The organism is Caproiciproducens sp. CPB-2 (assembly GCF_036287215.1).
GTDB lineage: Bacteria > Bacillota > Clostridia > Oscillospirales > Acutalibacteraceae > Caproiciproducens.
In genome coordinates this window covers 1,418,211-1,444,929 of the sequence record NZ_CP142860.1, presented here as the reverse complement: position 1 = coordinate 1,444,929, position 26,719 = coordinate 1,418,211, and the positions used below count along the sequence as shown (strand labels likewise).

At 52.7% G+C, this 26,719-nt stretch carries 27 protein-coding genes and 1 tRNA gene; 13 read left to right on the top strand and 15 right to left on the bottom strand.

Features of this window, described 5'->3' with window-relative positions; all coding sequences use genetic code 11:
• Positions 1–527: 527 nt before the first annotated feature.
• The gene (locus tag VXK30_RS07145; RefSeq protein WP_275714087.1) at positions 528–704 is read left to right on the top strand and encodes a hypothetical protein; all 177 of its coding nucleotides are present in this window, start codon (positions 528–530) and stop codon (positions 702–704) included.
• A 44-nt stretch (positions 705–748) separates the two neighbouring features.
• On the opposite strand, the gene VXK30_RS07140 is transcribed toward VXK30_RS07145, so the two are convergent.
• From VXK30_RS07140 to VXK30_RS07130, 3 genes are read right to left on the bottom strand one after another with little or no spacing between them, the layout of a single operon-like run.
• On the bottom strand, positions 749–901 hold the full coding sequence (locus tag VXK30_RS07140) for a hypothetical protein (protein ID WP_275714085.1): 153 nt from the start codon (positions 899–901) through the stop codon (positions 749–751).
• Complete coding sequence (locus VXK30_RS07135; protein ID WP_275714083.1) at positions 898–1,032, bottom strand: hypothetical protein; 135 nt, start codon at positions 1,030–1,032, stop codon at positions 898–900. Before VXK30_RS07135 ends, VXK30_RS07140 begins: the two co-directional genes overlap by 4 nt.
• Positions 1,029–1,229: a hypothetical protein gene (locus VXK30_RS07130; RefSeq protein WP_275714081.1), complete on the bottom strand. Its 201-nt coding sequence runs from the start codon at positions 1,227–1,229 to the stop codon at positions 1,029–1,031. The genes VXK30_RS07135 and VXK30_RS07130 overlap by 4 nt, the downstream gene beginning before the upstream one ends.
• A 182-nt stretch (positions 1,230–1,411) precedes the next feature.
• On the opposite strand from VXK30_RS07130, the gene VXK30_RS07125 reads away from it, so the two are divergent.
• The 3 genes from VXK30_RS07125 (at position 1,412) to VXK30_RS07115 (ending at position 4,378) form a co-directional block, all read left to right on the top strand.
• Positions 1,412–2,890: a recombinase family protein gene (locus tag VXK30_RS07125; RefSeq protein ID WP_275714079.1), complete on the top strand. Its 1,479-nt coding sequence runs from the start codon at positions 1,412–1,414 to the stop codon at positions 2,888–2,890.
• 379 nt (positions 2,891–3,269) lie between these two features.
• Entirely contained in the window at positions 3,270–3,503 is a 234-nt protein-coding gene (locus VXK30_RS07120) for a hypothetical protein (protein WP_275714077.1), read from the top strand.
• A gap of 416 nt (positions 3,504–3,919) precedes the next feature.
• Complete coding sequence (locus VXK30_RS07115; RefSeq protein ID WP_275714075.1) at positions 3,920–4,378, top strand: hypothetical protein; 459 nt, start codon at positions 3,920–3,922, stop codon at positions 4,376–4,378.
• A gap of 77 nt (positions 4,379–4,455) precedes the next feature.
• Here the strand turns inward: VXK30_RS07115 and VXK30_RS07110 are convergent, their stop codons facing one another.
• From VXK30_RS07110 to VXK30_RS07100, 3 genes are all read right to left on the bottom strand, one after another.
• A complete protein-coding gene (locus VXK30_RS07110; protein ID WP_275714073.1) occupies positions 4,456–6,849 on the bottom strand; it encodes an ATP-dependent helicase in 2,394 nt (797 codons plus the stop codon).
• A gap of 187 nt (positions 6,850–7,036) precedes the next feature.
• On the bottom strand, positions 7,037–8,278 hold the full coding sequence (locus tag VXK30_RS07105; RefSeq protein ID WP_442867974.1) for a sodium ion-translocating decarboxylase subunit beta: 1,242 nt from the start codon (positions 8,276–8,278) through the stop codon (positions 7,037–7,039).
• Positions 8,279–8,308: 30 nt separating this feature from the next.
• On the bottom strand, positions 8,309–8,668 hold the full coding sequence (locus VXK30_RS07100; protein WP_275714071.1) for an OadG family protein: 360 nt from the start codon (positions 8,666–8,668) through the stop codon (positions 8,309–8,311).
• Positions 8,669–8,861: 193 nt separating this feature from the next.
• On the opposite strand from VXK30_RS07100, the gene VXK30_RS07095 reads away from it, so the two are divergent.
• From VXK30_RS07095 to VXK30_RS07070, 6 genes are all read left to right on the top strand, one after another.
• Positions 8,862–9,719: an AraC family transcriptional regulator gene (locus VXK30_RS07095; protein WP_275714069.1), complete on the top strand. Its 858-nt coding sequence runs from the start codon at positions 8,862–8,864 to the stop codon at positions 9,717–9,719.
• On the top strand, positions 9,716–10,294 hold the full coding sequence (locus VXK30_RS07090; RefSeq protein ID WP_275714067.1) for a DUF1836 domain-containing protein: 579 nt from the start codon (positions 9,716–9,718) through the stop codon (positions 10,292–10,294). The genes VXK30_RS07095 and VXK30_RS07090 overlap by 4 nt, the downstream gene beginning before the upstream one ends.
• Positions 10,295–10,443: 149 nt before the next feature.
• Complete coding sequence (gene asnB, locus VXK30_RS07085; RefSeq protein WP_275714065.1) at positions 10,444–12,297, top strand: asparagine synthase (glutamine-hydrolyzing); 1,854 nt, start codon at positions 10,444–10,446, stop codon at positions 12,295–12,297.
• A 115-nt stretch (positions 12,298–12,412) separates the two neighbouring features.
• The gene (locus VXK30_RS07080; RefSeq protein WP_275714063.1) at positions 12,413–13,384 is read left to right on the top strand and encodes a D-2-hydroxyacid dehydrogenase; all 972 of its coding nucleotides are present in this window, start codon (positions 12,413–12,415) and stop codon (positions 13,382–13,384) included.
• Positions 13,385–13,560: 176 nt separating this feature from the next.
• Positions 13,561–13,746 carry a hypothetical protein gene (locus VXK30_RS07075; protein WP_275714061.1) on the top strand — a complete coding sequence of 62 codons (186 nt, stop codon included), beginning with the start codon at positions 13,561–13,563 and terminating at the stop codon, positions 13,744–13,746.
• Positions 13,747–13,758: 12 nt separating this feature from the next.
• Positions 13,759–14,004 carry a spore coat protein gene (locus VXK30_RS07070; RefSeq protein ID WP_275714059.1) on the top strand — a complete coding sequence of 82 codons (246 nt, stop codon included), beginning with the start codon at positions 13,759–13,761 and terminating at the stop codon, positions 14,002–14,004.
• 420 nt (positions 14,005–14,424) lie between these two features.
• Here the strand turns inward: VXK30_RS07070 and VXK30_RS07065 are convergent.
• The 4 genes from VXK30_RS07065 to VXK30_RS07050 all read right to left on the bottom strand — a co-directional run bounded on the left by VXK30_RS07065 (position 14,425) and on the right by VXK30_RS07050 (position 16,558).
• Positions 14,425–14,511: transfer RNA gene (locus VXK30_RS07065), tRNA-Leu, on the bottom strand.
• Between the two features lie 58 nt (positions 14,512–14,569).
• Positions 14,570–15,577, bottom strand: coding sequence for a M23 family metallopeptidase (locus VXK30_RS07060; RefSeq protein WP_329494555.1), 1,008 nt, complete (start codon positions 15,575–15,577; stop codon positions 14,570–14,572).
• 70 nt (positions 15,578–15,647) lie between these two features.
• Positions 15,648–15,827, bottom strand: coding sequence for a hypothetical protein (locus tag VXK30_RS07055; RefSeq protein WP_038323665.1), 180 nt, complete (start codon positions 15,825–15,827; stop codon positions 15,648–15,650).
• Between the two features lie 53 nt (positions 15,828–15,880).
• Complete coding sequence (locus VXK30_RS07050; RefSeq protein ID WP_442867973.1) at positions 15,881–16,558, bottom strand: sugar transferase; 678 nt, start codon at positions 16,556–16,558, stop codon at positions 15,881–15,883.
• A gap of 223 nt (positions 16,559–16,781) precedes the next feature.
• On the opposite strand from VXK30_RS07050, the gene VXK30_RS07045 reads away from it, so the two are divergent.
• Together VXK30_RS07045 and VXK30_RS07040 are read left to right on the top strand one after the other, a co-directional pair.
• Positions 16,782–17,735: an ROK family protein gene (locus VXK30_RS07045; protein WP_275714057.1), complete on the top strand. Its 954-nt coding sequence runs from the start codon at positions 16,782–16,784 to the stop codon at positions 17,733–17,735.
• A gap of 37 nt (positions 17,736–17,772) precedes the next feature.
• On the top strand, positions 17,773–18,831 hold the full coding sequence (locus VXK30_RS07040; protein WP_275714055.1) for an aldose epimerase family protein: 1,059 nt from the start codon (positions 17,773–17,775) through the stop codon (positions 18,829–18,831).
• A gap of 35 nt (positions 18,832–18,866) precedes the next feature.
• Here the strand turns inward: VXK30_RS07040 and VXK30_RS07035 are convergent, their stop codons facing one another.
• The gene (locus VXK30_RS07035; RefSeq protein WP_275714053.1) at positions 18,867–20,615 is read right to left on the bottom strand and encodes an ABC transporter ATP-binding protein; all 1,749 of its coding nucleotides are present in this window, start codon (positions 20,613–20,615) and stop codon (positions 18,867–18,869) included.
• The gene (locus VXK30_RS07030) at positions 20,612–22,348 is read right to left on the bottom strand and encodes an ABC transporter ATP-binding protein (RefSeq protein WP_275714321.1); all 1,737 of its coding nucleotides are present in this window, start codon (positions 22,346–22,348) and stop codon (positions 20,612–20,614) included. The genes VXK30_RS07035 and VXK30_RS07030 overlap by 4 nt, the downstream gene beginning before the upstream one ends.
• 130 nt (positions 22,349–22,478) lie before the next feature.
• On the opposite strand from VXK30_RS07030, the gene VXK30_RS07025 reads away from it, so the two are divergent.
• A complete protein-coding gene (locus VXK30_RS07025) occupies positions 22,479–23,351 on the top strand; it encodes a LysR family transcriptional regulator (RefSeq protein WP_275714051.1) in 873 nt (290 codons plus the stop codon).
• Positions 23,352–23,398: 47 nt separating this feature from the next.
• Here VXK30_RS07025 and VXK30_RS07020 read toward each other — a convergent pair whose 3' ends face one another.
• The 3 genes from VXK30_RS07020 to glyA form a co-directional block, all read right to left on the bottom strand.
• Complete coding sequence (locus VXK30_RS07020) at positions 23,399–24,055, bottom strand: flavin reductase (protein ID WP_275714049.1); 657 nt, start codon at positions 24,053–24,055, stop codon at positions 23,399–23,401.
• Positions 24,056–24,152: 97 nt separating this feature from the next.
• Entirely contained in the window at positions 24,153–25,424 is a 1,272-nt protein-coding gene (locus tag VXK30_RS07015) for a replication-associated recombination protein A (protein ID WP_275714047.1), read from the bottom strand.
• A 30-nt stretch (positions 25,425–25,454) separates the two neighbouring features.
• Positions 25,455–26,708: a serine hydroxymethyltransferase gene (gene glyA / locus VXK30_RS07010; protein WP_275714045.1), complete on the bottom strand. Its 1,254-nt coding sequence runs from the start codon at positions 26,706–26,708 to the stop codon at positions 25,455–25,457.
• Positions 26,709–26,719: the final 11 nt, after the last annotated feature.

The following is a 26,719-nucleotide window of genomic DNA, read 5'->3' as shown; positions in this document are numbered from 1 at the left end:
CACAATTATAACAGAATCTTAATAAAATATAAATAGAAAAGATTTTATAAAAGGACGAATTAATCAGGAAGGAATCAGCTAATTTTGTATTGATTGCTTATTTTTTGCAGATTTTTACTCTATTTTGATGATTAATATTACTATATATTTATTATTTTATATTATTTAATTTGTTTTACAAAATTTTGAAAAATCTGACTTATAATCAGGAAAATATTTCTGTAACACAATGAAACAGCCGCCATAAAATGGTATTGAGAAACAAAGGTTTCACTAAATGTGTTAGGAGGATTATTTTATGGATGGAAATTGCACGGAAACATCTGCAAATGTGCAAAACACAGGAAATTTTAACGAAGCTGTATGCATAGACGGACTGCGCGTATATGACTCATGCAGTGAAGAACAGCAAACACGTTTGATACATGCGGACCCGAATGCCTTTCTTTCATCGCCTTCCGGAATAAAAAAGGAAAATTCTGCATGTTTCGGAAAAATAGTCATACACTATTCCAGAGGTGATTGGCTTGGACTATACAGGATATTACGAATTCCCGTTCCCGTCGGATCTGCCCGAGCAGGACAGAAAGGTAAAGGATTTCTTTTTTTCCCTGTCGGATGACCTGCAGCTGAAGCTGCTGAACGGAAGCACTTCCTACGCGCATTTTCACGACCGCGTTGCGGAGTATATGGGAAAACAATGAGGAACGCCGCCCCGTGTTGGGGCGGTTCCGTTTTTCTCCCCGTTTTATTTGGAAATCCTGGCGAGCCGGCGGAACAGCGTTTCGTCCAGCTGCCGTTCCACGTTCCGTTCAAAAGCACGTTTATAAGCGGAACAGAAGCGGCGGCAGACCCTGTTGTCGGACCTTCGCTTACATTTTTCACATGGCGCGCAGATCATTTTTTGCTTTCCCCCTTTTTCAGACACTTTGCGCGCTCTCCGCGGTTGAATGCTTTCAGTCCGGCCCAGGTTGGTTTCCATCCGTAATAACGGCACAGGGCCATATATCCCTGAAGGACCTCGTATTTCATGGGTATTTCCCCTTTCCACTTATAAGGCCTTTCCCCGCCGGCGCTCCCCAGTCGATGGTCACTTTCACGGCGGACTCGCTTTTTTCACTGCAGATCTGTTCCGTTACATACCGCAGATTTTCCCTGTTGCGTGCGATCTCCCCGGCCGTTCCCGATAAAATATGCACGGTGACGGCCGGTTTTCCTGTGTCGCGCATATGCATCACCTCGGTAAAAAATATGAATTCCGGTGTTTGTCCTATTCGCGCCAAAGCGCTTCCGACACGGTAATTCCAAAATTATTCAGAAACGGAAAAGGCCTCCGGATCCCAAAGGACGCGGAGGCCGGTATATTCACGGAACTCTTCCATAAATATAGGAAGAGAAAGCGGGTGATAAAATGAATACAGCCGTCTATCTGCGGAAAAGCCGTGCGGAAGAGCTGAGCGACACGGTTGACGAAACATTAAAGCGGCACAGGGAAATCTTGCTGGAATTCGCCGCAAAAAGCAATCTGACCGTGGTAAAAATATATGAGGAAGTGGTTTCCGGGGAATCGCTGTACGCCCGTCCCCAGATGCTGCAGCTGCTGGCCGACGTGGAGCATGGTCAATACGACGCCGTACTCTGCATGGATATCGACCGCCTGGGGCGCGGCGCCATGAGCGACCAGGGGATCATTTTGGAGACGCTGAAAAACGCGGACACAAAGATCATCACGCCGCGTAAGGCGTACGACCTGAATAATGAAACGGATGAGACCTATTCGGAATTTGAAACCTTTATGGCCCGGCAGGAGCTGAAGGCAATCAAGCGCCGGATGCAGCGGGGCATTCAAAAAACCATTGCGGAAGGGGGGTACATCGCCAACGCCCCTTACGGATACGTGAAAACGACGGTCGGCAAGAGGCCGACGCTTGCGGTACTGGAAAAAGAGGCCCGGTTTGTACGGATGATGTTCGACCTGTACGCCAATCAGGGGATGGGCTGCCAGCAGATCGCCGACACGGTAAACGCCATGGGCGCAAAACCGCACCGTGCCGAAAAGTTCGGCAGGTCTTCCGTCATGAAAATACTGCACAACCCTACTTACATAGGAAAAATTGTCTGGAACCAAAAAACGCGGTTCCGGAAAGGCGCAAAAGGCGGCAGAAAACAGGTCACCGTGAAAAACCCCCGTGATCAATGGACCGTTGTACAGGGAATCCATCCGTCCATCATTGACGGGGAGCTCTTTGAACAGGCGCAGAAAACGGCGGCGTGCCGGTCCCATCCGCCGGCCAATACGGGCAAGGTGGAAAACCCGCTCGCCGGTCTTGTTTACTGCGCACACTGCGGCTCTTTGATGCAGCGGCAGGTGGCCCGCCGCGGCGGAACCTATCTGCTTTGCCAGAAACCCGGCTGCATGGTATCCTCCTCCCTGCCCCTGGTGGAAGCCGCGGTGCTGAACGCGCTGAAACACAGCATGGACCGTTTCATAATCACACAAAAGGATTCTGCGATGCGGCGGTCCGACAGCAGGGAAATGCTCAGCGCCCTCGAATCGGAAATCAAAACCACCGACGGCCAGATGGAAAAGCTGCACGACTTTCTGGAACAGGGAATTTACGACCCGGATACGTTCCTGACGCGTCAGGCTTATTTAAAAGCAAAAAGAAGCAAGCTGGAGGAGATAAAAGAAAAAGCCATGACCCCGCATCCCGGCAGCTGCGATATCGCCGGTATCGGTACCGTGCTGGAAGCTTACGATTCGGCCTCTTTGCAAAAAAGAAATCTTCTCTTAAAAGCGATGGTGGACAGAATTGTCTATTGCAAGGAAAAGGGCGCCAGACCGGCGCAGTTCACGCTGGAAGTGTATCTGAAACCGTTTTATCCGTAGTCCAACCCTTTTTCGGGACATATTCGGCGCATCCGGGCGCAGCTTTGCTTCTTACCTGCTCCTACTCCGCGAAATGGTTTGATAATCATCCTGAGTATTACGATATTCGCATAAACAGACCATAAATCTAACTGCTTCGACAGGAAGCATTCGAATATTATTTTTCTCACAAATCAAAATAGTCTTATTTCTACAAAATAGCATCAAAAAATTCATAAAAAATCCATCGTATAAATGAATGTTTTGTTTATTTATCCTATTTTTTTTTATTTCTTTAAATCTCTAAAATTGCGACTTTTTTCGCTATTGCAATTTTGGAACATTTCCTCTAAAATTACAACATGTTGCGCAACGAATAAAAATAAAGGATGTTTTTGAAATGCAAAGAATAAGCGTAAATCTCAAGCTTCTGAAAGAAAAAATTATGGAAATTGAGAAAGATGGAATGGGCTTAATTGAGCTGCATATTGTTGCAAGCCAGATCGACGACAAGCTGATTCACCCCTCCTTCCTTCATCTGGAGGGCATTTCCGAAACCGGCGAATACAAAGATTACGAAAGTATTGACGAATACCCCGCTAAACAGTACCTGCTGAAAAATATGCCTGCATAAGCGCATCTCTTCCTGTAACGATACATAGCACCTGCCGGGTATCCTGAAACTGATGATCTCATGATGAATGGAATAATAAATATAATAAATAAATACCAAACCTGCTTTCGCACTCGAACCTGACCACCAGAGTGTACTTATAGCCCGTATACTCTTCTGATAAAGATTGCCTTGAAGATTTAAGGGTTTATTTCCCACCGGATAAGCACGACCTGATTGAGCATGCGACAAACGTCAGGCTTAGAAGCGCCGACGTCATTACCGTGTTCCTTGATCTGGAGCCGGTACCATTCAACAGGGGCTTTTATTCGGTAGATATGACCTTTTTCTTCGATGTATGCGTAGACGTATTCTGTCCGTTGGCCACAAGCCCCTGCATTGTAAATGGTGTATCCATATTCAATAAGAGGGTAATTTTGTATGGCAGCGAGGGCAACGTAAAAATGTTCAGTTCCGATTGCACGCAGGACGACATCGACAGCCCATCTTCTGTGTGCGGCAACGTGCTCCCCAAAGCAACCTGCCAGATTGCGGAGCCGATCTGCCTGTCCGCCAGAATCTGCGACTGCCAGTCGCATTGCAATGAAAGCTGCTGCCGGATTCCCGACTCTATCTGCAGACATTTCGGGGGACAGCTCGACTTTGCTTCCAATCGTACTGTTTATGTTACACTCGGCATTTTTACAATCGTCCAAATTGTCAGAAACGTACAAATGCTGATTCCTGCGTATGACTTCTGCATCCCGGAAAAAGAATGTGTCACTACATCAGACAATCCATGCGATATGTTCCGCCGCATTGAGTTTCCGACCGACGAGTTTTTCCCGCCAAAAGTCACTGAATGCAGCTGCAACGACCGTTCCCGCAAAGCATAAAGTCAGACAGCAGTCTGCCGAGTACAGATAAAGCCCGCCTGTTTTTTCAGGCGGGCTTTGGATTTATACCGCTTTGATCAGACTTTTTGCAGGCGGGCGAAATTCGCCATCAGCTTTTTTGTTCCGGCTTGTTCAAAAGTAATTTCCAGAAGGGTATCGTTGCCCATAGGAGAAACGGAAAGGATCATCCCCGTCCCAAACGTTTTGTGGACCACGCTGTCCCCCACTTTGAACCGGACCTTCGGCGGCTCGCTGTGGATCAGGTTCGACGGGCCGAAGCTGCGCGCCGATTCGGTCGTAACAGCTCTTGCCTCAAAAGCGGAGGTGGGAAGGGCCGTTCCCGGCGTCGGCTTTTTCCATTCCCTGGTGCGGCTGCGGACAACCAGTTCCTCGGGAATTTCCTCAACAAAGCGGGAGGGCCTGTTGCGGGAGGTGCTGCCGAAGATCATGCGGCTTTCCGCGTTGACAACATACAGCTCCTCTTTCGCCCTGGTGATGGCGACATAGGCCAGACGGCGCTCCTCTTCGATTTCCGAAGGATTGTAGATTGCCTGCATCCCCGGAAAAATTCCTTCTTCGAATCCGGGCAGGAACACAACCGGAAATTCCAGTCCCTTTGCCGAGTGGATGGTCATCATGACCACGCTGTCGGAATTTGCGTCGAAGTTATCGATGTCGGTCAGCAGGGAGACTTCCTCGAGGAAGCCGGAAAGGGTCGCCTCTTCGCCGTTATCCTCCTCGTACTTGATCAGGTTGGACGCAAGTTCGTTGATATTGTCGATCCTGTCCTGCACGTCGTCGTTCTCGGAAACCTTCAGGCTGCCGATATAATCCGTTTTGTCAAGGATCAAATGGTAAAGCTCATTCAGGCTCGTATTTTCATCGTTCGCGGCGTCAATCAGCTGCTGCATGGTCGCGGCAAACTGCAAAAGCTTGGGCGCGGTCCGCTTCAAGGGTTCGTACTGATCGGCGTTTTTAATCACGTCGAACACGCTTTCCCCCAGTGTGGCGGCGATTTCCGTAGCCTGTGCAATCGTCTTGTCCCCAATGGAGCGCTTCGGCTGGTTGATGATCCTGCGAAGCCGGATTTCGTCGTAAGGGTTGTTGATGACGCTTAAATACGCAATCATGTCCCTGATTTCCTTCCGCTCATAGAAGCGCAGGCCGCCGATAATGCGGTAGGGGATGCCGGATTTTACAAAGATTTTTTCAAGGATATTCGACTGGGAATTCATGCGGTACAAAATCGCATGGTCGGAAAATTTCCGGCCGGCCGCAACGCCTTCCAGCACCTTCTTCGCGATAAAATCCGCTTCGTCCTGTTCGCTGAAAGCGGTGTGTACGCCGAGCTTCTCCCCCGCCGGATTGTCCGTCCAGAGCGTTTTTCCTTTGCGCTCCCTGTTGTTTTCAATGACCGCGTTGGCCGCATTCAGAATATTTTTGGTGGAACGGTAATTCTGCTCCAGCCGGATCACCTTCGCGTTTGGAAAGTTCTTTTCAAAGCTCAGGATATTCTCGATGGTTGCGCCGCGGAACTTGTAGATGCTTTGGTCGTCGTCACCCACAACGCAGAGGTTCGCGCTCTTCTGGGCAAGCAGCTTTACCAGCAGGTACTGCGCGTGGTTGGTGTCCTGGTACTCGTCCACCATAACGTATCGGAATTTATTCTGATAGTACTCCAGCACGTCCGGGTTCTGCTGAAGCAGGTACACCGCGTTGCAGATCAAATCGTCGAAATCCATGGCGTCCGCTTCCTTCAGCTTTGCCTGATAAAGCTTGTACGCCTGTCCGACCAGTCCCAGCCTGCTGTCGCTGCCGGCCTGCCGCAGATATTCCCCGGGCAGGATCATGCTGTCCTTCGCGTGGGAAATTGCCGAAAGAATGGACTTATAAGAGAGGATCTTATCGTCAATGCCAAGGGTTTTCTGACATTCCTTCATCATCCGGCGGGAATCATCCGTGTCGTAAATCGTGAAATGATTGGAATAGCCGAGCTTCTCCCCGTCGTGCCTCAGCATGCGCGCGCAGGTGGAATGGAATGTGGAAGCCCAGATATCGTTTCCTTCCTCCCCAAGCATGGCGATCAGCCTGTTTTTCAGCTCTCCGGCAGCCTTATTGGTGAAGGTAATGGCAAGGATCTGCCACGGGCGGCAGGGCTCCACCGCAAAACGGCTTTTTACCTGCGGCGGCAACGGCTCGTCCGCGCTCAGATACCGTCTGGCCGCTTTCAGGTCTTCCTCAGTCAGATCACCGGAAATGGTTTTGCTTATGTAGGCGTTTCCGTAACGGATGATATTGGCGATACGGTTCACCAGCACGGTGGTTTTCCCGCTTCCGGCGCCGGCAAGGATCAGCAGGGGGCCGTTTACGCAGAAAACCGCTTCCCTCTGCCTGTCATTCATTCTGAAAAATTCCTTATCCAGAACATTTTTCCTGATCTCTATCACTTGATCCGTAGTAGTATTGTTCATGAATTCACCGCCAGAACTTGATAATTTGGACGGAAGCCCGCCCATAGGTTTCTTGTTGCATAAGTTTAATTATACAATATTTCGAATACAATAGCAAACAGAAATGGGGAACATACAAATACCCGCACCAAACCGAGTGCGGGTATTTCATAAAAAATATATTATTTCGTTATTTAATAATGCCATATTATCCAAGGATGCTGATCAGCACACCGGCCGCAACCGCGGAACCGATGACGCCGGCCACATTCGGACCCATTGCATGCATCAGCAAGAAATTGCCGGGATTTTCTTCCTGGCCAACCTTCTGCGCCACGCGGGCCGCCATAGGAACGGCGGAAACACCGGCCGACCCGATAAGCGGGTTGACTTTTCCGTGTGTCGCCCAGCACATAAGCTTACCGAACAGCACACCGCCGGCAGTGCCAAAGCTGAACGCCAGCAGCCCGAGAACAATAATCTCAATCGTCTGCAAGGACAGGAAAACCGTTCCTGTCGCCGTTGCACCGACGGTAACACCGAGAAAAATCGTAATGATATTCATCAATTCATTTTGGGCCGTATTGGAAATGCGTCCCACCACTCCGCTTTCACGGAACAGATTGCCGAGCATCAGCATCCCCACAAGAGGGCAGGCGTCCGGAAGCAGCAGGGAAACGATCACCGTTACAATAATCGGGAATAAAATCTTTTCCAGCTTGGAAACCGGACGAAGCTGCTCCATAACGATACTGCGCTCTTTCTTTGTTGTCAGCGCTTTCATAATGGGCGGTTGAATAATGGGAACCAGCGCCATGTAGGAATACGCCGCGACCGCAATCGGACCCAGCAACTCCGGAGCAAGCTTTGAAGTAACAAAGATGGCGGTCGGGCCGTCCGCCCCGCCGATAATTCCGATAGAACCCGCCTGTTTTCCCGAAAAACCAAGAAAAATCGCGCCGATGAAGGTAGTAAAAATCCCGAGCTGGGCAGCCGCGCCCAATAAAAAGCTTTTCGGGTTAGAAATCAGCGGGCCAAAATCGGTCATCGCACCAATGCCGAGAAAAATCAGAGGAGGATAAATACCGAGCTTAACGCCCTGGTACAGATAGTAGAACAGTCCGCCGACCTGTGTGACCTGATAGTATTGCTGGCCATTTAAAACCACAATCGGGTAATTTCCCACCGCGCCGCCGTGGGCAGCCATATAATCGGAAACAAGCTGCATGGTCGTCTGCGGTGGAACCATAATGGCGGGAAAAAGATTGACAAGCAGCATACCAAACGCAATCGGCAAAAGGAGCAGGGGTTCGAACTGCTTTTTGATGGCGAGATAGATCAAAACGCAGGCAATCCCTATCATAACGTAGTTGCGCCAGTCGTTTACGGAAAATCCGGACGCTTGGAAAATTCCCTGGATGGATCGCAAAAATTCATTCAGTATCATCAATACCGGATCAGTCCCTTCTGTTTTTCAATTTTAAAAAGGGCGCGTACTCTCCAATAATCCCGCCATTCCCCATGCGGAGCGGCTGGGCTGCGAAGAGCGGCGGATACCGGTCACCCTCCCGGCGGACGTGCCGTATAAAGCGTAAACAGCTGCGGAAATGACCGCTACCGTTTCTTCGGGAATACCGCCCTGAACAGACAATGACTGGAGGGGGGCAGCAGCAAGCGGCTCAGAAATTTCCTTTTTGCCGTCTGAATTGGTTTGCAGTCCGCTGAGTACCCTGCCATAGCCTTTAATAACATAAGTCAGAAAGATCAGCACAATAAAAACGATGACCAGGCCAGTCAGTAAAACGATGACAGAAAGTTGAATTTTTTGGTCAAGACTCATAATTTTATCCCCTCGCTTCTGAAATTTCATTCTATCAAAATGAACAAATAATGAATGATTCTATCTAATTATAAACGAAGAAGGTATTTATTTCAATTATATTTTACTACTTTTTGATTTTTATTGCATAAATGTGACGTGCGAATTATAATAAATTCATAAAGAAATATTGGAAGGGAGGGTGGATTTCCTGATGACAAATGACGAATTCAGGCGTTCTTTCCGGGTACCTTTTCACAACAGCCTGGGGCTGGCCGTTTACAGCTGCGGAGTCCAGCGCTGCGGCGCGTGCCATTCCTGGGGACCCGCCGTACGCGACCATTACCTGATTCACTATATTTTGTCGGGACACGGCGCTTTTACCAGCGGCGGACAGGAATACCATCTCTCGGCGGGGGACGGCTTCCTGGTGGAACCGTCGCATGTCGTCCATTACGTTGCGGACAGGGAAGATCCGTGGGAATACTGCTGGGTCGGCTTCAACGGCAGCGACGCAAAAAGGCTGATGAGCCAGACAGGCCTTCTGGACCGCAGCCCTGTTTTTCACTATGATGAAGACCGGCTTTTTGAGGAGCTTCTGTTGAAAATCTGCAATGCTTCCGGGTCCAGCCCGAGCGACGAGGCGAGAATGGAATCCGGCCTTCTGCTGTTTCTGGCCGCGCTGATGGACAAATTCGGGGTTCCTTCCACACAGCAGGCAAACGGGTACGAGTATGTGCAGAAGGCGATCAAGTTTATCGAATACAACTATTCCAGCGATATCGGCATCACCGATATCGCCTCCAGCGTGGGAATCAGCCGCAGCCACCTGTACCGGCTGTTCATGCAGCATATTTCCCTTTCGCCAAACGAGTATCTGATGCGCTACCGCATCGGCAAGGCTTCCGAGCTTCTGGAATCTGGGAATCTGTCGGTCGGCGAGGTCGCATATTCGGCGGGCTTTTCCGATCAGCTGTATTTTTCCCGCGTATTCAAAAAATGTATGGGCACGCCGCCAAGCCGTTTTACCTGCTATGAGCGCGCGGCAAAAACGAAGGAGGACTCAAAATGAGCGAAGCAGCCGAACAAATCGCAAAATGGGCGGAGGAAATTGAAGAATACAGCTCGGTGGACTGGGAAAGGCTGCCGGAAATATATTTATATATGGACCAGGTGCTGACCTATATGAACAAACAGCTCTGCCTTTTTGAGCGCAACGAAAGCACCAGTCTTCTGACGTCGAGCATGATCAACAACTATGTAAAGGACGGGGTCCTTCCCCGGCCCGAGCAAAAAAAATATTCCCGCGAGCATCTGGCGATGCTGATGGTCATCTGTATGCTCAAGCAGGTCTTATCCATCCAGGACATCTCTTCCCTGCTGAAAACCCTTTTGGAGGACGCTTCCAAGGACGAGATGTACAGGCGTTTCTGCGAAGCGCACTCCGTCGCGCTGAAGGAGGTCGGCGACCGCGTCCGTTCCACCGCGGGAGAAGGCGACGCCGAACTGACCAGGCTGGCGATCGAGCTGTCCATCGAGGCCGCCGCGCGCCGTACGGCGGCGGAAAGAATCCTGAGCGAGCTGGCTGCCGAACAGGAAAAGAGAGCGAAAGCGGAAAAAGGCAAAGGCGAAAAAAAAGAAAAATAAACCAAATCGCACAAACCGGAAATCCAACCGTCCCGCCGTCATACGGGGCGGTTTTTTCATTCCCCGCTCCACATAAACGATGCGGATCTGTTAACCATAATGACGGATGAGCATAATATAAAAAAGACAAAAGAAAGCGAGGGATTACTATGTGTGGAATTGCGGGATTCTGTGATTATCATGACGATTTGAGCGAGGAGGCGCTGTTCTGGCGCGCTCTGGCAAAAAGAATGGGAGCAAAACTCAATCACCGCGGCCCGGACGACAGCGGCGTCCATGTTTCGGCCCACGCGGCGCTGGCCCACACAAGGCTTGCGGTTGTGGATATTGAGGGCGGCAAACAGCCGATGACCGCTGTGGCGGACGGATTCCGCTACACCATCGTGTACAACGGGGAACTGTATAACACCGGGGAACTGCGGTCGGAGCTGAAAGCACTCGGCTATACGTTTGAAACCAAAAGCGATACGGAAGTCCTTTTGAAATGCTACATTGAATTCGGATTTGCCTGTGCGGAAAAGCTGAACGGCATTTTCGCCTTTGCGGTAGACGACGAAAGGCGCGGCTGCTGCTTTTTATGCCGCGACCGTTTCGGCGTAAAGCCGCTGTTTTATTCCATGGAAAACGGGCGGCTTGTGTTCGCCTCGGAAATCAAAGCGCTGTTTGAATATCCGGGAATCAACCCTGTGATTGACCGGCAGGGGCTGTGCGAGATATTCGGAATCGGACCGGCCAGAACCGCCGGAGTCGGCGTATTCAAAAACATACTGGAAATCAAGCCCGGCTGCATTGCCGTGTTTGACAGTCAGGGTTTTGAAACATATCCCTATTTCAAGCTGAAGAGCTACGAGCATCCCGACAGCTACGAGGACAGCGTAAAGCGGGTACGGTACCTTGTGGAGGACGCCGTTACCAGACAGCTTGTTTCCGATGTGCCGCTCTGCACTTTTCTTTCCGGCGGCCTCGATTCCAGCATCATCACCGCACTGGCGGCAAGGAATTACCGGGCGGCGGGCAAAACACTTTCCACCTATTCCTTTGATTTTACCGGGAACGACAAGTACTTTAAGCCCACGGCCTTCCAGCCCGGCGCCGACAAGCCATGGGTCGCCAAAATGGCGGAGCTGTTTCAGACCGACCACCACTATCTGGAATGCGACAACGTGATGCTCGCCGACAAGCTTTACGACGCCGTTGAGGCGAAGGATTTGCCGGGCATGGCGGATGTCGACTCTTCCCTGCTGTATTTCTGCAGCCTGATCAAGAAAAATCATGTGGTGGGCATCAGCGGAGAATGCGCGGACGAAATCTTCGGCGGTTACCCGTGGTTCCATAAGAAAGAGGCATTTGAAGGCCACTGCTTCCCATGGTCGCCCGACCTGTCCATCCGAACCGGGCTGCTGATTCCCGAAATCGCCGACGCGCTGCACATCGGGGAGTATGTGAATATGCGGTATGAAGAATCCATTGCCGCCGTTCCCGTCCTGGAGGGCGAAAGCGCGCAGGAAAAGCGGCGCAGGGAAATTTCGTTCCTGAACATCAACTGGTTTATGTCCACCCTGCTTGACCGCAAGGACCGGTCGAGCATGGCAAGCGGTCTCGAGGTGCGTGTGCCGTACGCCGACCACCGGATCGTGCAGTATGTGTTCAACACTCCCTGGGGATACAAATGTCACGACGGCGTGGTAAAAGGCCTGCTGCGCGACGCGGCGCGGGAATGGCTGCCGGAAGACATTCTGATGCGCAAAAAGAGCCCCTATCCCAAAACGCATAATCCGGCCTACGAAACGCTTGTGAAGCAAAGGCTGACGGGAATCCTGTCGGACAGGGAAGAACCGCTTCACAAGCTCGTCAGCGAAACCGCCGCCGCGGAGCTGCTCAGTGAAAAATCAGATTACGGCAAGCCGTGGTTCGGCCAGCTGATGGCGGGTCCCCAGATGATGGCCTATTTGCTTCAGATCAACTACTGGCTGAAGAAATACGATATCGCGATTGAACTGTAATTCCCCGTCCCGATGAAAGCATCTCCCGGTTGCAATTTGAAAGCTCCTGTTATACAATAAAACAAATTTCAAACCAGAAAAATAGGTTCTATAAAAATTGCAAGGGAGTATCATCATGACTTTTTCCAAGCGAATCCTTGTTCTTCTTCCCGCCGAAGCACGGCATCAATCGCTGCTTGAACAGTCCGCCCCGGACTGCCGGTTTACGTACAGCTCCTACAGAAGCGTCACCAGAGAGCAGGTGCAGGACGCCCAGATCATCATCGGCAACCCGCCGGCGGAGTACCTGAAGGATTCCCCGAATCTGGAGTGGCTGCACTGCAGCAGCGCCGGGGTGGATCCTTACCTGAAGGAAGGCATCCTTCCCAAAGGCACGGCGCTGACGAATTCGACGGGGGCGTACGGCCTTGCGGTTTCCGAACATATGCTTGGCATGCTTCTGGAAATCATCAAACGCCTTCACACCTACCGCGACGCGCAGAAGCTGCATGTCTGGAAAGGTCAGGGCAAGGTGAAGTCCATTTATCGTTCTACCGTACTGGTGCTCGGTATGGGGGATATCGGCGGCGAATTTGCCCAAAAGGTAAAAGCGCTGGGCGCGTACGTCATTGGGCTGCGCCGCACCGGCGGAGAGAAGCCGGAGTACGCCGACGAAATGCATTTGACCGCGGATCTGGACAGTCTTTTGCCCCGCGCGGATATTGTCGCCCTCTGCCTGCCCGCCACAAGGGAAACCGAGCACCTGTTTTCGCGCGAACGCCTCGCCCTGCTCAAAGAAGGCGCGATCCTCCTGAACGTCGGACGCGGTACGCTTATCGATACCGAAGCGCTCTGCGACGCGCTGGAAAGCGGGTGCCTCTTCGGAGCCGGCCTTGATGTGACGGACCCGGAGCCTTTGCCGGAAGATCACCGGCTCTGGGATATCCCCAGCGCCGTGGTCACGCCCCATATATCGGGGCTTTATCATTTGCAGGAAACCCTTGAGCGCGTGGTGCGCATTGCCGCGGAAAACCTGAAGCATTACGCAAACGGTGAACCGCTTAACAACACTGTCGACTTTGCCACCGGCTATCGGGTGAAAAAATAATAAAGAGAATTCAAGGATTTTCTCAAAGATAAAAACGCTGCAGCCCCGTAAAAATGTGGGGCTGCAGCGTTTTCCCGTTCCGCCGAAATATTCTGTTTTTTCATTCCCTTAAGGTATAAAATAATAAAAACATCGCAAGCTATAATGAAAAATTCATACAGAAAGGAATGTTCCATATGGCACAGCTAAATCAAATGGAATTGCAGAACTTGCGGCATATGCTGGGAGCACACGATACCGCGTGTGAAAAAATGCAGACTTATGCTCAGCAGGCAACGGACCCCCAGGTGAAATCTTTCTTTGAAAAGGCCGCTCAGGATGCAAAGAGCACCAAACAACAGCTTATGACTTTTTTACAGTAGGAGGTGTAAACGATGCAGGAAAAAACAATGGTGAACGATGCTCTGTCCATGGAGAAAAGCGACCTGACTTTTTACGCTAACGCGATTTCCGAATGCTCCAACCAAAATCTGAGGTCAACGCTCCAGCAAATCCGCAACAAGTGCGAAACTTCGCAGTACGAGCTGTACAAGCTCGCCGAGACAAAAGGTTTTTACAAACCGGCCGCACAGGCAAACGAGCAGGAGATTCAGCAGATCAAAACGCAGCTGCAGGGCTGATCTTCCAGAGACGCCCGGTGATCTGAGAGCATTTCTATCAGTTCAGAAGCTCCTGAGTGAACGAAAGAATCCGTTCACTCAGGGGCTTCTTTCTGTCTGGCAGCTGTTTGCCCTTTCGGTCTGTACCGGGTTCCGGGTTCTTGGGGTCATCAACGCAAAAACAAGGGACGAATTATCACATGGGACAAATCGCGTGCGATAAAATGCGCCCACACCGTTACAGGTACGAGCGCGAATTGTCAGCGGCGACTCGCCGCTGATCGGACTTGGGCGGTCGTACAACGGCGCGCGTTCCGCGAGTCCCTGCGTATTTCATCCGTTAAGGCAACCCTGATTCTTTCTCCCGACTTGTGCCGGGTTCCAGATTCTTGGGGTCATCAACGCAAAAACAGGGGATGCCCATGCGGGCATCCCCTGTTTTGGTGCTGGTGATCGGACTTGAACCGATACGGTGTTGCCACCGAGGGATTTTAAGTCCCTTGCGTCTGCCGATTCCGCCACACCAGCAATTTAACAGTTGCTATTATAGCATAGCACAACGGCAAAATCAAATAGAATTTTCCTGTCAATACTGAATTTGAATCTGGTTTTTTCGGGAATATTCTTTTGTGGCGCTGTCACGCACCACTTCGGACTGATTTTGACGCAGCAGCTTGCACAGCTGATACACATCCACCCAGATTTCGTTGACGCTTTCCTTCTGACTCTCGTCGAAAATCAGCTGAAGGCCGAAGTGCAGATGGCTCACCTTAATATTATTGACATTTTCCTTCGTACTATAACCCGTATGGCCCACATATCCGATGACGTCGCCGGCGGTCACCGTCTGGCCGACCGCGAGATTGGCGGCATAGGGGCGGTTCTGCCTTAAATGCGCATAGTAATAATAGCGCTGTTTGTCAAAGCTGCGGATCCCGATGCGCCAGCCGCCGTACTGGTTCCAGCCCAGCGCCTCCACAATACCGGATTCCACCGCGATGATGGGCGTGCCGGTCGCAGCCATCATATCGTGGCCGAGGTGCTGCCGCTTGTATCCGTAAGTCCGGGATGCGCCGAAATCGTCGTATTCCTCATACGGAAAGGTTTTGGCAATCGGTGAAAATCCGATCAGGCCGTATTTCTCCTCCCCGCTGCCGTCGGTATAGGTACCGAGAAGTCCGCCCAGAACCGCCGTGTACGCCTTAAAATAGTAGGGATAATATTTCATGTCCTTTGTCAGGTCCGCCATGCTCTGCGTTTCCAGCTTTGACATCAGAACGTCCAGGTCATTGCTCTTATAGCGTGAAAAATTTCCGCCGTACTTCGCGGCAAGATAGGCAAGCAGTTCGATCCAGCTTACCTTCTTCTCCTCTTTCTGAGAGGCAATATCCAGATTCATTGCTTTTTTGAGAGCAAGATACGGCACGTTGAACTCAACGTACTTTATGTAATCACCGGAGGAAGACGACGCTGAGCTCTCCATCTGTGCATCCGCGGGCACACTTTCTCCGTAACGGCCTGAAGCGGCGGCAATTCCTGCCGTCGCCGCGAGGACAAGGATAAAAGCAATGAGCCTTTTTCTCTTCATAATCATACGATTCAACAAGCAATCACCTACTGTCTATCCATTATTATGAAGGAAGGGCTGAAAATATTGCAAAAATTCAAAGGTCATCCGCGTCCTGATCCGGTTTTTCACCGTCTCTGGCCGTGCCGGTATAACTGCCCAGCACATCGGTCGGAATCTCGCTTTTGCTCATATTGGGAAGCGTAGCCGCCATTTTGTCTACATCCGTATATTCTTTATTTTCTTTTTTCCTGTTCTTCCGCCAATTCTCAAACATAAAAAATCACCTCATGCTTATTATGAACAAGCAGAGGTGAAATATGAATCCGCCTATTTCAGCACCGCGCCGACGGTCCGGAACATGATCTTGATGTCGTTCAGCAGGGAAATATTTTTCATGTATTCCAGATTATATGCCATTTTAGGCGGTAAAATCTGTTCCACATACACTTTCTCCGGGTCTTCGGCCGCATTGAGCAGGCTGTCCTCATCCTTGAACGCAATGCTCGAGGTAGCCGTAATGCCGGGCCGGATCAGCAGCGTCGCCATATATTCCGGGGCATAGACATCCACATATTTGCGGACCTCCGGCCGGGGACCGACAAGGCTCATACTTCCGCCAAGGACATTTAAAAGCTGTGAAAACTCATCGAGCCGCAATTTCCGGATGAACCTTCCGACTTTTGTCACACGCGGGTCATCGCCCACCGTCAGCGGAGGTCCGATTTTATCGGCATCCTGTACCATTGTTCTGAACTTGAAAATTTTAAAGTCCTGATTGTAGCGTCCGACGCGAACCTGCCGGTAAAACACAGGCCCTCTGGAGTCGATTTTGACGGCCAGCGCCAAAAGAAGAAAAAACGGCGAACAAACCGCAAGAATCAGCAGCGATACCACGATATCAAACGCACGCTTCGCGCCGAGCGAAAACCTGCGCTTGTTCAGCAGAGTGAGATATTCCTTCGTATATTTGTTTCTCATTCCCTTGGGGAGTGCTTTAAAATCCACGACATGATCTCCATTCCAGATTTTGTATCTTTCCTATTATAGCACAAGTTTTCGCTTCATAACAATTTTTTGTATTGCAGAGCACAATATGTTTACAATTCCCATGCGATAATGCTATACTATTCACATATTACAGCAGATTAACGAACGGCGGGCACCTGAAAGAATCGTGCTTTTGTTGAAAATTGCTGTACTTTGAAATAACGGACGAAGGGGATAAAAAATGTATTATCTGGGAATTGACCTTGGGGGAACCAACATTAAGGTTGGCGTCGTCGACGAAAACAGTCAAATCATTGCTACGGCGAAAAGGAAGACCGCCGTACCCTGCCCTCCTGAAGATATGTGCGAGCAGCTTGCTTCCACCGCAATGGAAGCGCTGCGCAATGCAAATCTCACCCTGGACGACGTTCCGTGGGTGGGCATCGGCACCCCCGGTACCGTCAACACGGACACCGGCGTGGTGGAATTTTCCAACAACCTGTATTTTAACCATTTCGAGCTCAGAAAATTTCTGGAAACAAAAATGAATAAAAAGGTCATCGTGGAAAACGACGCGAACGCGGCGGCCTACGGCGAGTATCAGGCGGGCGCGCTCAAGGGCGCGAAAAACGCAATGGCGATTACGCTCGGCACCGGAGTGGGCAGCGGCATCCTCATCGACGGTAAAATTTATTCCGGCTCCAATTACGGCGCGGGAGAAATGGGACATACCGTTATTGTCTTTCAGGGAAGGCACTGCACCTGCGGCCGCGACGGCTGCTGGGAAACGTACGCTTCCGCCACCGGCCTGATCCGCTCCACCAAAGAGGCGATGGAGAAATCCGCCGACCGCAGCAGTCCTGTCTGGAAGCTGGTGGACGGCGACCTGAACAATGTGGACGGTCGTACCGCCTTTGACGCAATGCGCGCGGGCGACCCGATCGGGAAAGCCGTTGTGGACGAATACATCGAATACCTGGGCTGCGGGCTGGCCAACTGCATCAACGCATTCCAGCCGGACATCCTCTGCATCGGCGGCGGCATCTGCAACGAGGGGGAAACCCTCCTGAAGCCGCTGCGCGAATATGTGGCCAAGGAAGCCTATTCCCTCAGCCCGCAGGGGCAGACAAAGATTTGCAGGGCATTGCTGGGAAACGATGCGGGAATTATCGGCGCGGCACTGCTGGGCAAATGATTCCTCATCACCAAATATGACAGAAGAAGGCTGAACGATGAGCATTGAAAAATCTGTATTTGGAAAACTGCCGGACGGCACCGTAATCGACAGCTATACCCTGCGCAATAAAAGCGGGATGACCGCGCAGGTGATCACCTACGGCTGCCGCATTGTCAGGCTGCTGACCGCCGACAAAAAGGGCAATTTCGGGGACGTGGTCCTGGGACACGACACGCTGGACGGATACCTTGAAAAGGGCGACGTTTTCGGGGCCGCCGTCGGCCGCTATGCCAACCGGATCAGCGGGGCGGAATTTGAAATCGGCGGAAAGAAATATGCGCTTGCGGCAAACGATGGAAAAAATTCCCTGCACAGCGCCCCGGGCGGGTTTCAGGACCGGGTCTGGCGGCTGAAATGCAGCGACCATGACGACGACGCGCCGTCCGTCACCTTTGCCTACCTCAGCGAGGACGGGGAATGCGGATTCCCCGGGAACCTGAACGTAACCGTCCAGTACACCCTCAGCACGGACAACGCGCTGATTATCGATTACGGCGCGCAGACCGACCGTGAAACACCGGTCAACCTTACCAACCATTCCTACTTCAATATCAGCGGGGACGTCGGAAACAGCATCCTTTCACAGGAGCTGCAGATCAACGCGGACGCGATTACCGCGGTCGGAACCGATCTGATCCCCACCGGCGGGCTGACCCCGGTCGCCGGTACGCCGTATGACTTCAATAAGCCCAAAACCATCGGGCAGGACATCCGGGCAAACGACAGCCTCTTGAAAAGCTGCGGAGGCTACGACCATAATTTCGTGATTAAGGGCGCGGACGGCATGAAAAAAGCCGCGGAGCTGTATGATCAGCTGAGCGGCAGGGCGATGCTGGTCTTTACCAATATGCCCGGGATACAGATTTACACCGCGAACAGCTTTGCCCCCGGCGCAGCCGGCAAGGCGGGAAAAAAGCATTTAGCGCACCATGCGGTCTGCCTGGAAACACAGTTTTTTCCCGACTCGGTCCATCACCCGGAATTCCCGTTCCAGAATTTAAAACCGGTCGAGAAATACAAGCACACAACCATTTATAAATTTACGGTAAGATAACAGGAGCCCCGGCTTTGCCGGGGCTCCTGTTTCCGCTAATCCGCGACCGCGAACTGGCTGTTGTAAAGATTCGCGTAAAAGCCCTGCTTTTGCAGAAGCTGTTCATGCGTTCCCTGCTCAATAACGCTTCCCTTGTTCATCACCAGAATCAGGTCCGCCTCCTTAATGGTGGAAAGGCGGTGGGCTACGATAAAGCTGGTCCTCCCCTTCATCATTTCGGTAAACGCCTTTTGAATACGGATTTCCGTTCTGGTATCGATGGAGCTGGTCGCCTCGTCCAGAATCAGGATCGGAGGGTCGACCAGCATTACCCGGGCAATACAAAGCAGCTGCCGCTGCCCCTGAGAAATATTGCCGCCGTCCTCCGAAATCAGGGTGTCGTACCCGTCCGGCAGGCGCATGATGAACGAATGGGCGTGCGCCGCCTTTGCCGCGGCGACGATCTGTTCCTCCGTCACATGTTCGCTTCCGTACGAGATATTGTCGCGCACCGTTCCGGAAAAAAGCCAGGTCTCCTGCAGCACCATGCCGAACATTTTCCGCAGGCTGTCGCGGGTAACGTTTTTTACATCGACCCCGTCGATTTTGATGGTGCCGCTGTCCGCGTCATAGAAGCGCATCAGCAGATTGATAATGGTGGTTTTTCCGCACCCGGTCGGGCCCACAATCGCAATCCGCTCGCCCTTTCTCGCCTTCAGGTTCATATCCTGAATCAGCTTTACTTCCGGACGGTAGGAAAAATACACGTGCTCCACGTCCACGTTCCCCTCGCTGTCCGTCAGGGCCAGCGCGCCGGGAGCGTCCGGTGTTTCCTCCTCCTCGTCCAGCAGCCGGAAAAGGCGGTCGGCGGAGGCAAACGCCGTCTGAATCTGGGTAATGACCGCGGTCACCTCGTTAAACGGCTTGGTATACTGATTGGCATAGGCTAAAAACGAGGTGATCTGTCCGATCGTCAACGGACCGGGACGGCCCGTAATCGCGCAGAGCGACCCGATTGCCGCGACCGCGGTGTACACAACGCCGTTGACAAAACGGGTGCTGGGGTTGGAAAGGGAGGAATAAAACTGCGCTTTTACCCCGCAGTTGTAGAGCCGCCGGTTAATCTCGTTGAATTCTTCTTCCGAACGGCTTTCATAGAGGAACGTCTTTACGATTTTCTGGCCGCTGATCATTTCCTCCACATAACCGCTGAGCTCGCCCTGGGTCGCCTGCTGTTCGATAAACTGCCGGTGGGAAATCCGGGCGATAAAGCCGGCCACAAACAGCGAAAGAGGCGTAACCAGCACAACCACCACCGTAATGACCGGACTGATGGTGAGCATGAAAACAAGCGTTCCCAGAATGGTCACGACGCCGGTAAAAAGCTGGGTAAGCCCCTGCAGCAGGCCATCCGCGACCTGATCGACATCGTTGACGACACGGCTGATGACATCGCCGTGCGCGTGGCCGTCAACGTATCGGAGCGGCAGGCGGTTGATCTTCTGATAAGCCTGTACGCGCAGGTCGCGCACCGTATGATAGGTGATTTTATTCGTACAGTACGCCATTACCCACTGAAACACCGCGCTGATCACAATGGTTCCCGCAAGCGTAACGAGAATGGGAATCATATCCCTGTGGCCGACATTGGAGGGTCCAATGATGTGGTCGACCGCTTGACCGATCAGGATCGGTCCGTAGAGGGTGAGCGAAATATGAATCAGCGCGCTGACGAGCGCACCGGCCAAAAAACCGGAATACGGCTTCGCGTAGCGGAACAGCCGCTTTAATGTGGAACCTTTCATTTTTTGCTCACCTCGTCCCTGCTGAGCTGCGACAGGCAGATTTCCTGATAGACCTGGCAGCTTTCCATCAACTGTTCGTGCGTGCCGATTCCGGCGATCTCGCCGTCGTCCAGCACGATGATTTTATCCGCGCGCCGGATGGTGCTGGCGCGCTGAGAAACCATCAGCACGGTCATGCCGGAGGTTTCCCTTTGAATCGATTTTCGTAACGCCGCGTCCGTCGCGAAGTCCAGCGCGCTGGCGCTGTCGTCCAGGATCAGAATCCGCGGGCCGCCGACCAGCGCGCGGGCAATCGTCAGCCTTTGCTTCTGGCCGCCCGAAAAATTCTTGCCGCCCTGGTTGACCGGGCTTTGAAGCCCCTGCGGCAGAGCGGACACAAACTCATACGCCTGCGCGATCTTCAGCGCCCTTTCCATTTCTTCCTGTGTCGCGTCCCGGTATCCGAAGCGAAGATTGCTCTCAATGGTACCGGAAAACAGAACGGCCTCCTGCGGAACCATACCGATCTGGCCGCGCAGAGCGGAAAACGGATACTCGCGCACATTGACCCCATCGATCAGGATTTCCCCCGACGACACGTCGTAAAAACGGGGAATCAGATTGACGAGCGTGCTCTTTCCGGAGCCGGTGCCGCCGATAATGCCGACGGTTTTCCCGGGCATAATGGAAAAGTTGAGATTCTTCACCGCGTATTTGTCCGGCCCGTCGTAGGAAAAGCTTACATTTTGAAACTGAATTTTCGGCGTATCGGGCACAGGGGCAACCGGCGCCCCGACAGGCTCCGGAACAGAGGAAACGGTCTCAAACACTTCGTTGACCCGCGAAGCGGAAGCGGAGGCTTTCGTAAAGGTCACCACCAGATTGGCGACGACGATCATTGCCAGCAGGGTCTGCGACATGTAGTTTACAAACGCGATGACCTCTCCCTGCGTCATCGCGCCGGAATCGACCCGCCAGCCGCCGAACCATACGATGGCGATCACCGCGAAGTTCATGATCGTATAAGTAAGGGGGTTCAGCAGCGCGGAAAGCTTGCCGACCCGGATGGCGGTCGCCGTCTGGTCGTCCGCCGCCGCATTGAAGCGCTCCTCCTCGCTCTTCTGCTTGGAAAACGCCCGGATGACCCTTACGCCGCTCAGCCCTTCGCGGGTGACAAGGGAGATCGCGTCCAGCTTTTTCTGCATGACCCGGAAGAACGGCACGGAACGCGTCATAATAATGTAGAGGACCAGGGCAATCAACGGAGTCGCGGTTAAAAACACGACGGAAAGCGGTAAATCCACCAGCATCGCCATGATAATCGCGCCCACCGCAAGAAACGGGGCGCGGATGACGAGGCGGATCAGCATTGCGACCGCGTACTGAAGCTGGTTGATATCGTTCGTCATGCGGGTAATGAGGGACGGGGTCCCGAAACGGTCGATTTCCGAATGGGAAAACGTGTTGATATGTTTGTAAAGTTCGCTGCGCACCACGGTTCCGAAGCCCTGTGACGCGATGGAGGCAAGCTTCTGGCAGATCAGCGCGGAACACAGGCCGGTTACGCCGAGCAGGAGCATGACTGCGCCCATGCGCCAGACATAGCCGACGTCGCCGGTCCGCACGCCGTTGTCGATCATCTTTGCCGTGATGATCGGCACAATCAGTTCAAAGATTGCCTCGATCAGCTTAAAAATCGGCCCGACAATGACCTGCTTTCGGTATTTTTTCAAGTATTTCGCGAGCTTCAGCATTTTTTGAATCATTCCTCTGTTCTATCTTGTGAATTTCGTGTATTATTATAGCATATCGATACCCATATGAGTAATATTGATTTTATCTATTTCCCATACTGGTTTCATATAGATTTCGGAGGAAAAAAGGATGGATTTAAAACGCCTTGCATATTTTGTGGCAATCTGTGAGGAAGGCAGCATCAGCGCGGCCGCGAAAAAGCTGCATATCTCCCAGCCGCCGCTGAGCCACCAGCTTCAGCTGCTGGAAACGGAGCTGGGCGTCAAGCTGGTGGAGCGCGGTGCGCGGCACGTCACGCTGACGGACGCTGGAGTTATTCTTTACAAGCGCGCGGGCAATATTCTGGAGCTGGCCGACGCCGCCGCGCGCGAGCTGGGCGAGTACGGGGAAAAGATGAAGGGGACTTTGCGTCTGGGCGTCACCTCTTCCTCCTTTCTCCCCCTGCTTGACCCGCGGATTACGGAATACGCCAAGCTGTATCCGGAAGTGAACTTTGAGCTTCATGAAGGGAACACCTTTCAGATGATCGAGCTTCTGGCGGGCGGCGTCATTGAAATCGCGGTCATCCGGACCCCGTTTCACGCGGAAAACACATTGTGGTACAGCCTGGAAAAAGAGCCGATGATCGCGGTCGGCAGCCGGAAATATTTCGGCAGCGCACAAGACGACCGGATTCCCCTTGAAGCCCTGAAAGGCAAACCGCTGATTATTTACCGGCGCTATGAAAAGCTGATTGTATCGGCCTGCAAAGCGGCCGGATTCCAGCCGGATATTTTCTGCCTGAACGACGACTCCCGCACAGCCCTGATGTGGGCGAACGCGGGACTGGGCATCGCCGTCGTCCCTTATTCGATGGACTCGTTTTACCGCAGTCCCGGCTGCCTGTGCAAAATTATCGACAGCCCCGTGATGGAGACCCAGATCACGGCGATCTGGCGGAGCGATCGCGCGCTTTCCGCCGCGGGCAAAAGCTTCCTGACCGTATTTAAAAAGCAGCGGTAATAAAAAAGAACCCGTCCGAAACCGGACAGGTTCTGAGAAAGCTTTTGTTATTTTCTTCTGAACGCCGACTTCGGCGCGCCGCAGATGGGGCAGACCCAGTCGTCCGGCAGCTCCTCAAAGGAAATGTCCGGATCGTTGTATACATAACCGCAGATGGTACAGATCCAGCTTTCCCCGTCGTTATTGTCGTCAGACGGCTGCTCCTTCTGATAGGTCGGCGCGTTTTTCGGCGCCTTGCCCTTAATCACCTTGTGGTAATAATCGTAGGTCATCGGCACGCCCTTGGACTCATCGCTGCCGGCGACCACTTCCGCGACAAAAATCGTGTGGGTCGGCGTCTCCGCGCTGCTTACCACACGGCAGAGAAGCCAGCAGCAGATATTTTCCTTGATGACGGGCACGCCCTCCGCCAGAATTTTGTGGTGAACATTGTTCAGCTTATCCGTATCGCGGCCGGAATTGAAGCCCAGCGCGCCGATGACGGCGCCGGAAGTATCCTCCGATAAAACGCATACGGTAAAAAGCCCGCTTTTGACGATACAGTCATGGCTGTAATTGTCGTGGTTCATACTGACGGCAATCATGTTCGGTGTGTTGCACACCTGAATGACCGTATTGACAATGCAGGCGGAGGCTTTTTTTTCGTCCTTTACGCCGATGGCGTACATTCCGTATGTTAAATTAAAGAGAACCTCATTTTTCATATTGATACGCCCCCCGTTTCCTTTGTCTCAATCATATCACTCTCATGCGGCCGATACAAGCGCAAACTCCTGAATTCAGACACAATTCACACAATTTTCAGGTATTATTCCCCTTTATTTTACTCCAATACTGCAGGAAAGCCTGCTCTGTTTTATTTTGTCCGTACTCATAATAATGAACGTCCTTCAACTCGTCGGGCAGGTATTGCTGGGCAACCCATTTGTTCGGATAATCGTGGGGATATTGATAAAACTGCCCCTTGTGCGAGTTGTCCTCCCCATCATAATGTTTATTCTGAAGCTGACGGGGAATATTCCCGATTTTTCCTTTTTCTATGTCGGCAATGGCGGCGTTGACGGCGCAATAGGCGGAATTGGACTTCGGCGCGCTGCACACAAGGATGACCGCGTCCGCAAGCGGAATCCTCGCTTCCGGCAGCCCGACCTGAATCGCGGCGTCCACCGCGGCTTTGACGATCGGGATAATCTGCGGGTAGGCCAGCCCGACATCCTCGCAGGCGCAGACCATCAGCCTCCGGCAGATGGACGGCAGGTCGCCCGCCACGATCAGGCGCGCCAGATAGTGGACGGCGGCATCCGGGTCGGAGCCGCGCATGGACTTCTGGAACGCGGAAAGGATATCGTAGTGCTCGTCCCCCGCGCGGTCATACCGGAGCGCGCTGCGCTGGGTAAGCTCTTTGGCAAGCGGAAGCGATACGCGGCAGACGCCGTCCTTTTCCTCGCCGGAAAGCACGCAGAGCTCCACCGCGTTCATCGCCTTGCGCACATCCCCGCCGCAGGCGGAAGAAATGTATTCCTCCGCTTCCTTCTCAACGGAGACGGGCCTTCCCTGTTCCTGTTCCATAAAAGCAAACGCACGCCGGACAGCCGGGAGCACGTCCTCTTTTTCCACCGGCTTGAATTCAAACACCGTCGACCGGCTGAGAATGGCGTTGTACACATAAAAATACGGGTTTTCCGTCGTGGAGGCAATCAAGGTGATCTGCCCGTTTTCTATGAATTCCAGCAGCGTCTGCTGCTGCTTTTTATTAAAATACTGAATCTCGTCAAGGTAAAGCAGAATCCCGTTCGGGGCGGCGAGCGTGTCAAGCTGTTCGACCACCCCGCGGATATCCGCCGTGGACGCGGTCGTACCGTTCAGCTTGTAAAGGGCCCGTTTCGTCTGCTTCGCGATAATGGAGGCGAGCGTGGTTTTCCCGATGCCCGACGGCCCGTAAAAGATCATGTTGGGGATTTCCCCCGAATCGATTATCCGGCGAAGGGCCTTGCCCTCCCCCAGAAGATGGCGCTGGCCGACAAGGTCGTCCAGCTTCTGCGGGCGCAGCCGGTCCGCCAAAGGCGCTGCCATATTGTAACCACCCCACCTGACTTCAATGAATTATTCGTACAGCGGATACCGGTCGCAGATTTCCGTGACCATCCCGCGGATTTTGTCCTCGTTTGCTTCAAAATCATGGATCGCAAGGCTGATGCATTCGGCGATGATGTCCATATCCCCGGTGTTCAGCCCGCGTGTCGTAATCGCCGGCGTACCCAGACGCACGCCGCTGGTAACGAACGGGCTGCGCTGCTCGTTCGGCACCGTGTTTTTGTTGGCCGTGATGTACACGGAATCAAGGCGGTGCTCCAGCTCCTTGCCGGTCAGCTCTAAGCCGCTCAGGTCCACCAGCATCAGGTGGTTGTCGGTTCCGCCGCTGACAAGCCTGACCCCGCGTTTCAGCAGGCCGTCCGCAAGGGCGGCGGCGTTTTCCACGATTCTGCGGCCGTACTCCTGAAACTCCGGCTTGAGCGCCTCGCCCAAGCAGACCGCCTTGCCGGCGATCACATGCATCAGCGGGCCGCCCTGCGTTCCGGGGAAAATCGCCTTGTCTATTGCCTTCGCGTACTCCTCGCGGCACAGGATCAATCCGCCGCGCGGGCCGCGCAGGGTCTTGTGAGTCGTCGTGGTGACGATATCCGCCCACTCCACCGGGCTCGGATGCATGCCCGCGGCGACAAGGCCCGCAATGTGCGCCATATCCACCATCAGATACGCCCCGCAGGCGTCGCAGATTTCACGGAAGCGCCTGAAGTCGATGGTGCGCGGATACGCGCTCGCGCCGGCCACAATCATTTTGGGCTTTTCTTTGACAGCCGTTTCGTAGAGCCTGTCGTAATCTATCCGTCCGGTTTCCGGATTAACGCCGTAGGGAATGAAGTGAAAATATTTTCCGGAAATGTTGACCGGAGAACCGTGAGTCAGATGGCCGCCTTCGGCAAGGCTCATGCCCATGATGGTGTCTCCCGGGTTCAGCAGCGCGTAATAGACGGCAATGTTCGCCTGAGCGCCAGAATGCGGCTGCACATTGGCGTATTCCGCGTGAAAAAGCTCGCAGGCGCGGTCGCGCGCAAGGTTTTCCACGACGTCGACATACCGGCATCCGCCGTAATACCGTTTCGCGGGATAGCCTTCGGCATATTTATTCGTCAAAATGCTGCCCATTGCGGCCATTACCGCAGGTGAAACAAGATTTTCAGAAGCAATCATTTCAAGATTGCGCTGCTGGCGCTTCAATTCCTCTTTCATCGCCGCGCCGACTGCGGGGTCCGCCTGAGAAACAAAGCCGATGGAGTCCATCATATCACTGTACATTTTCTTCATTC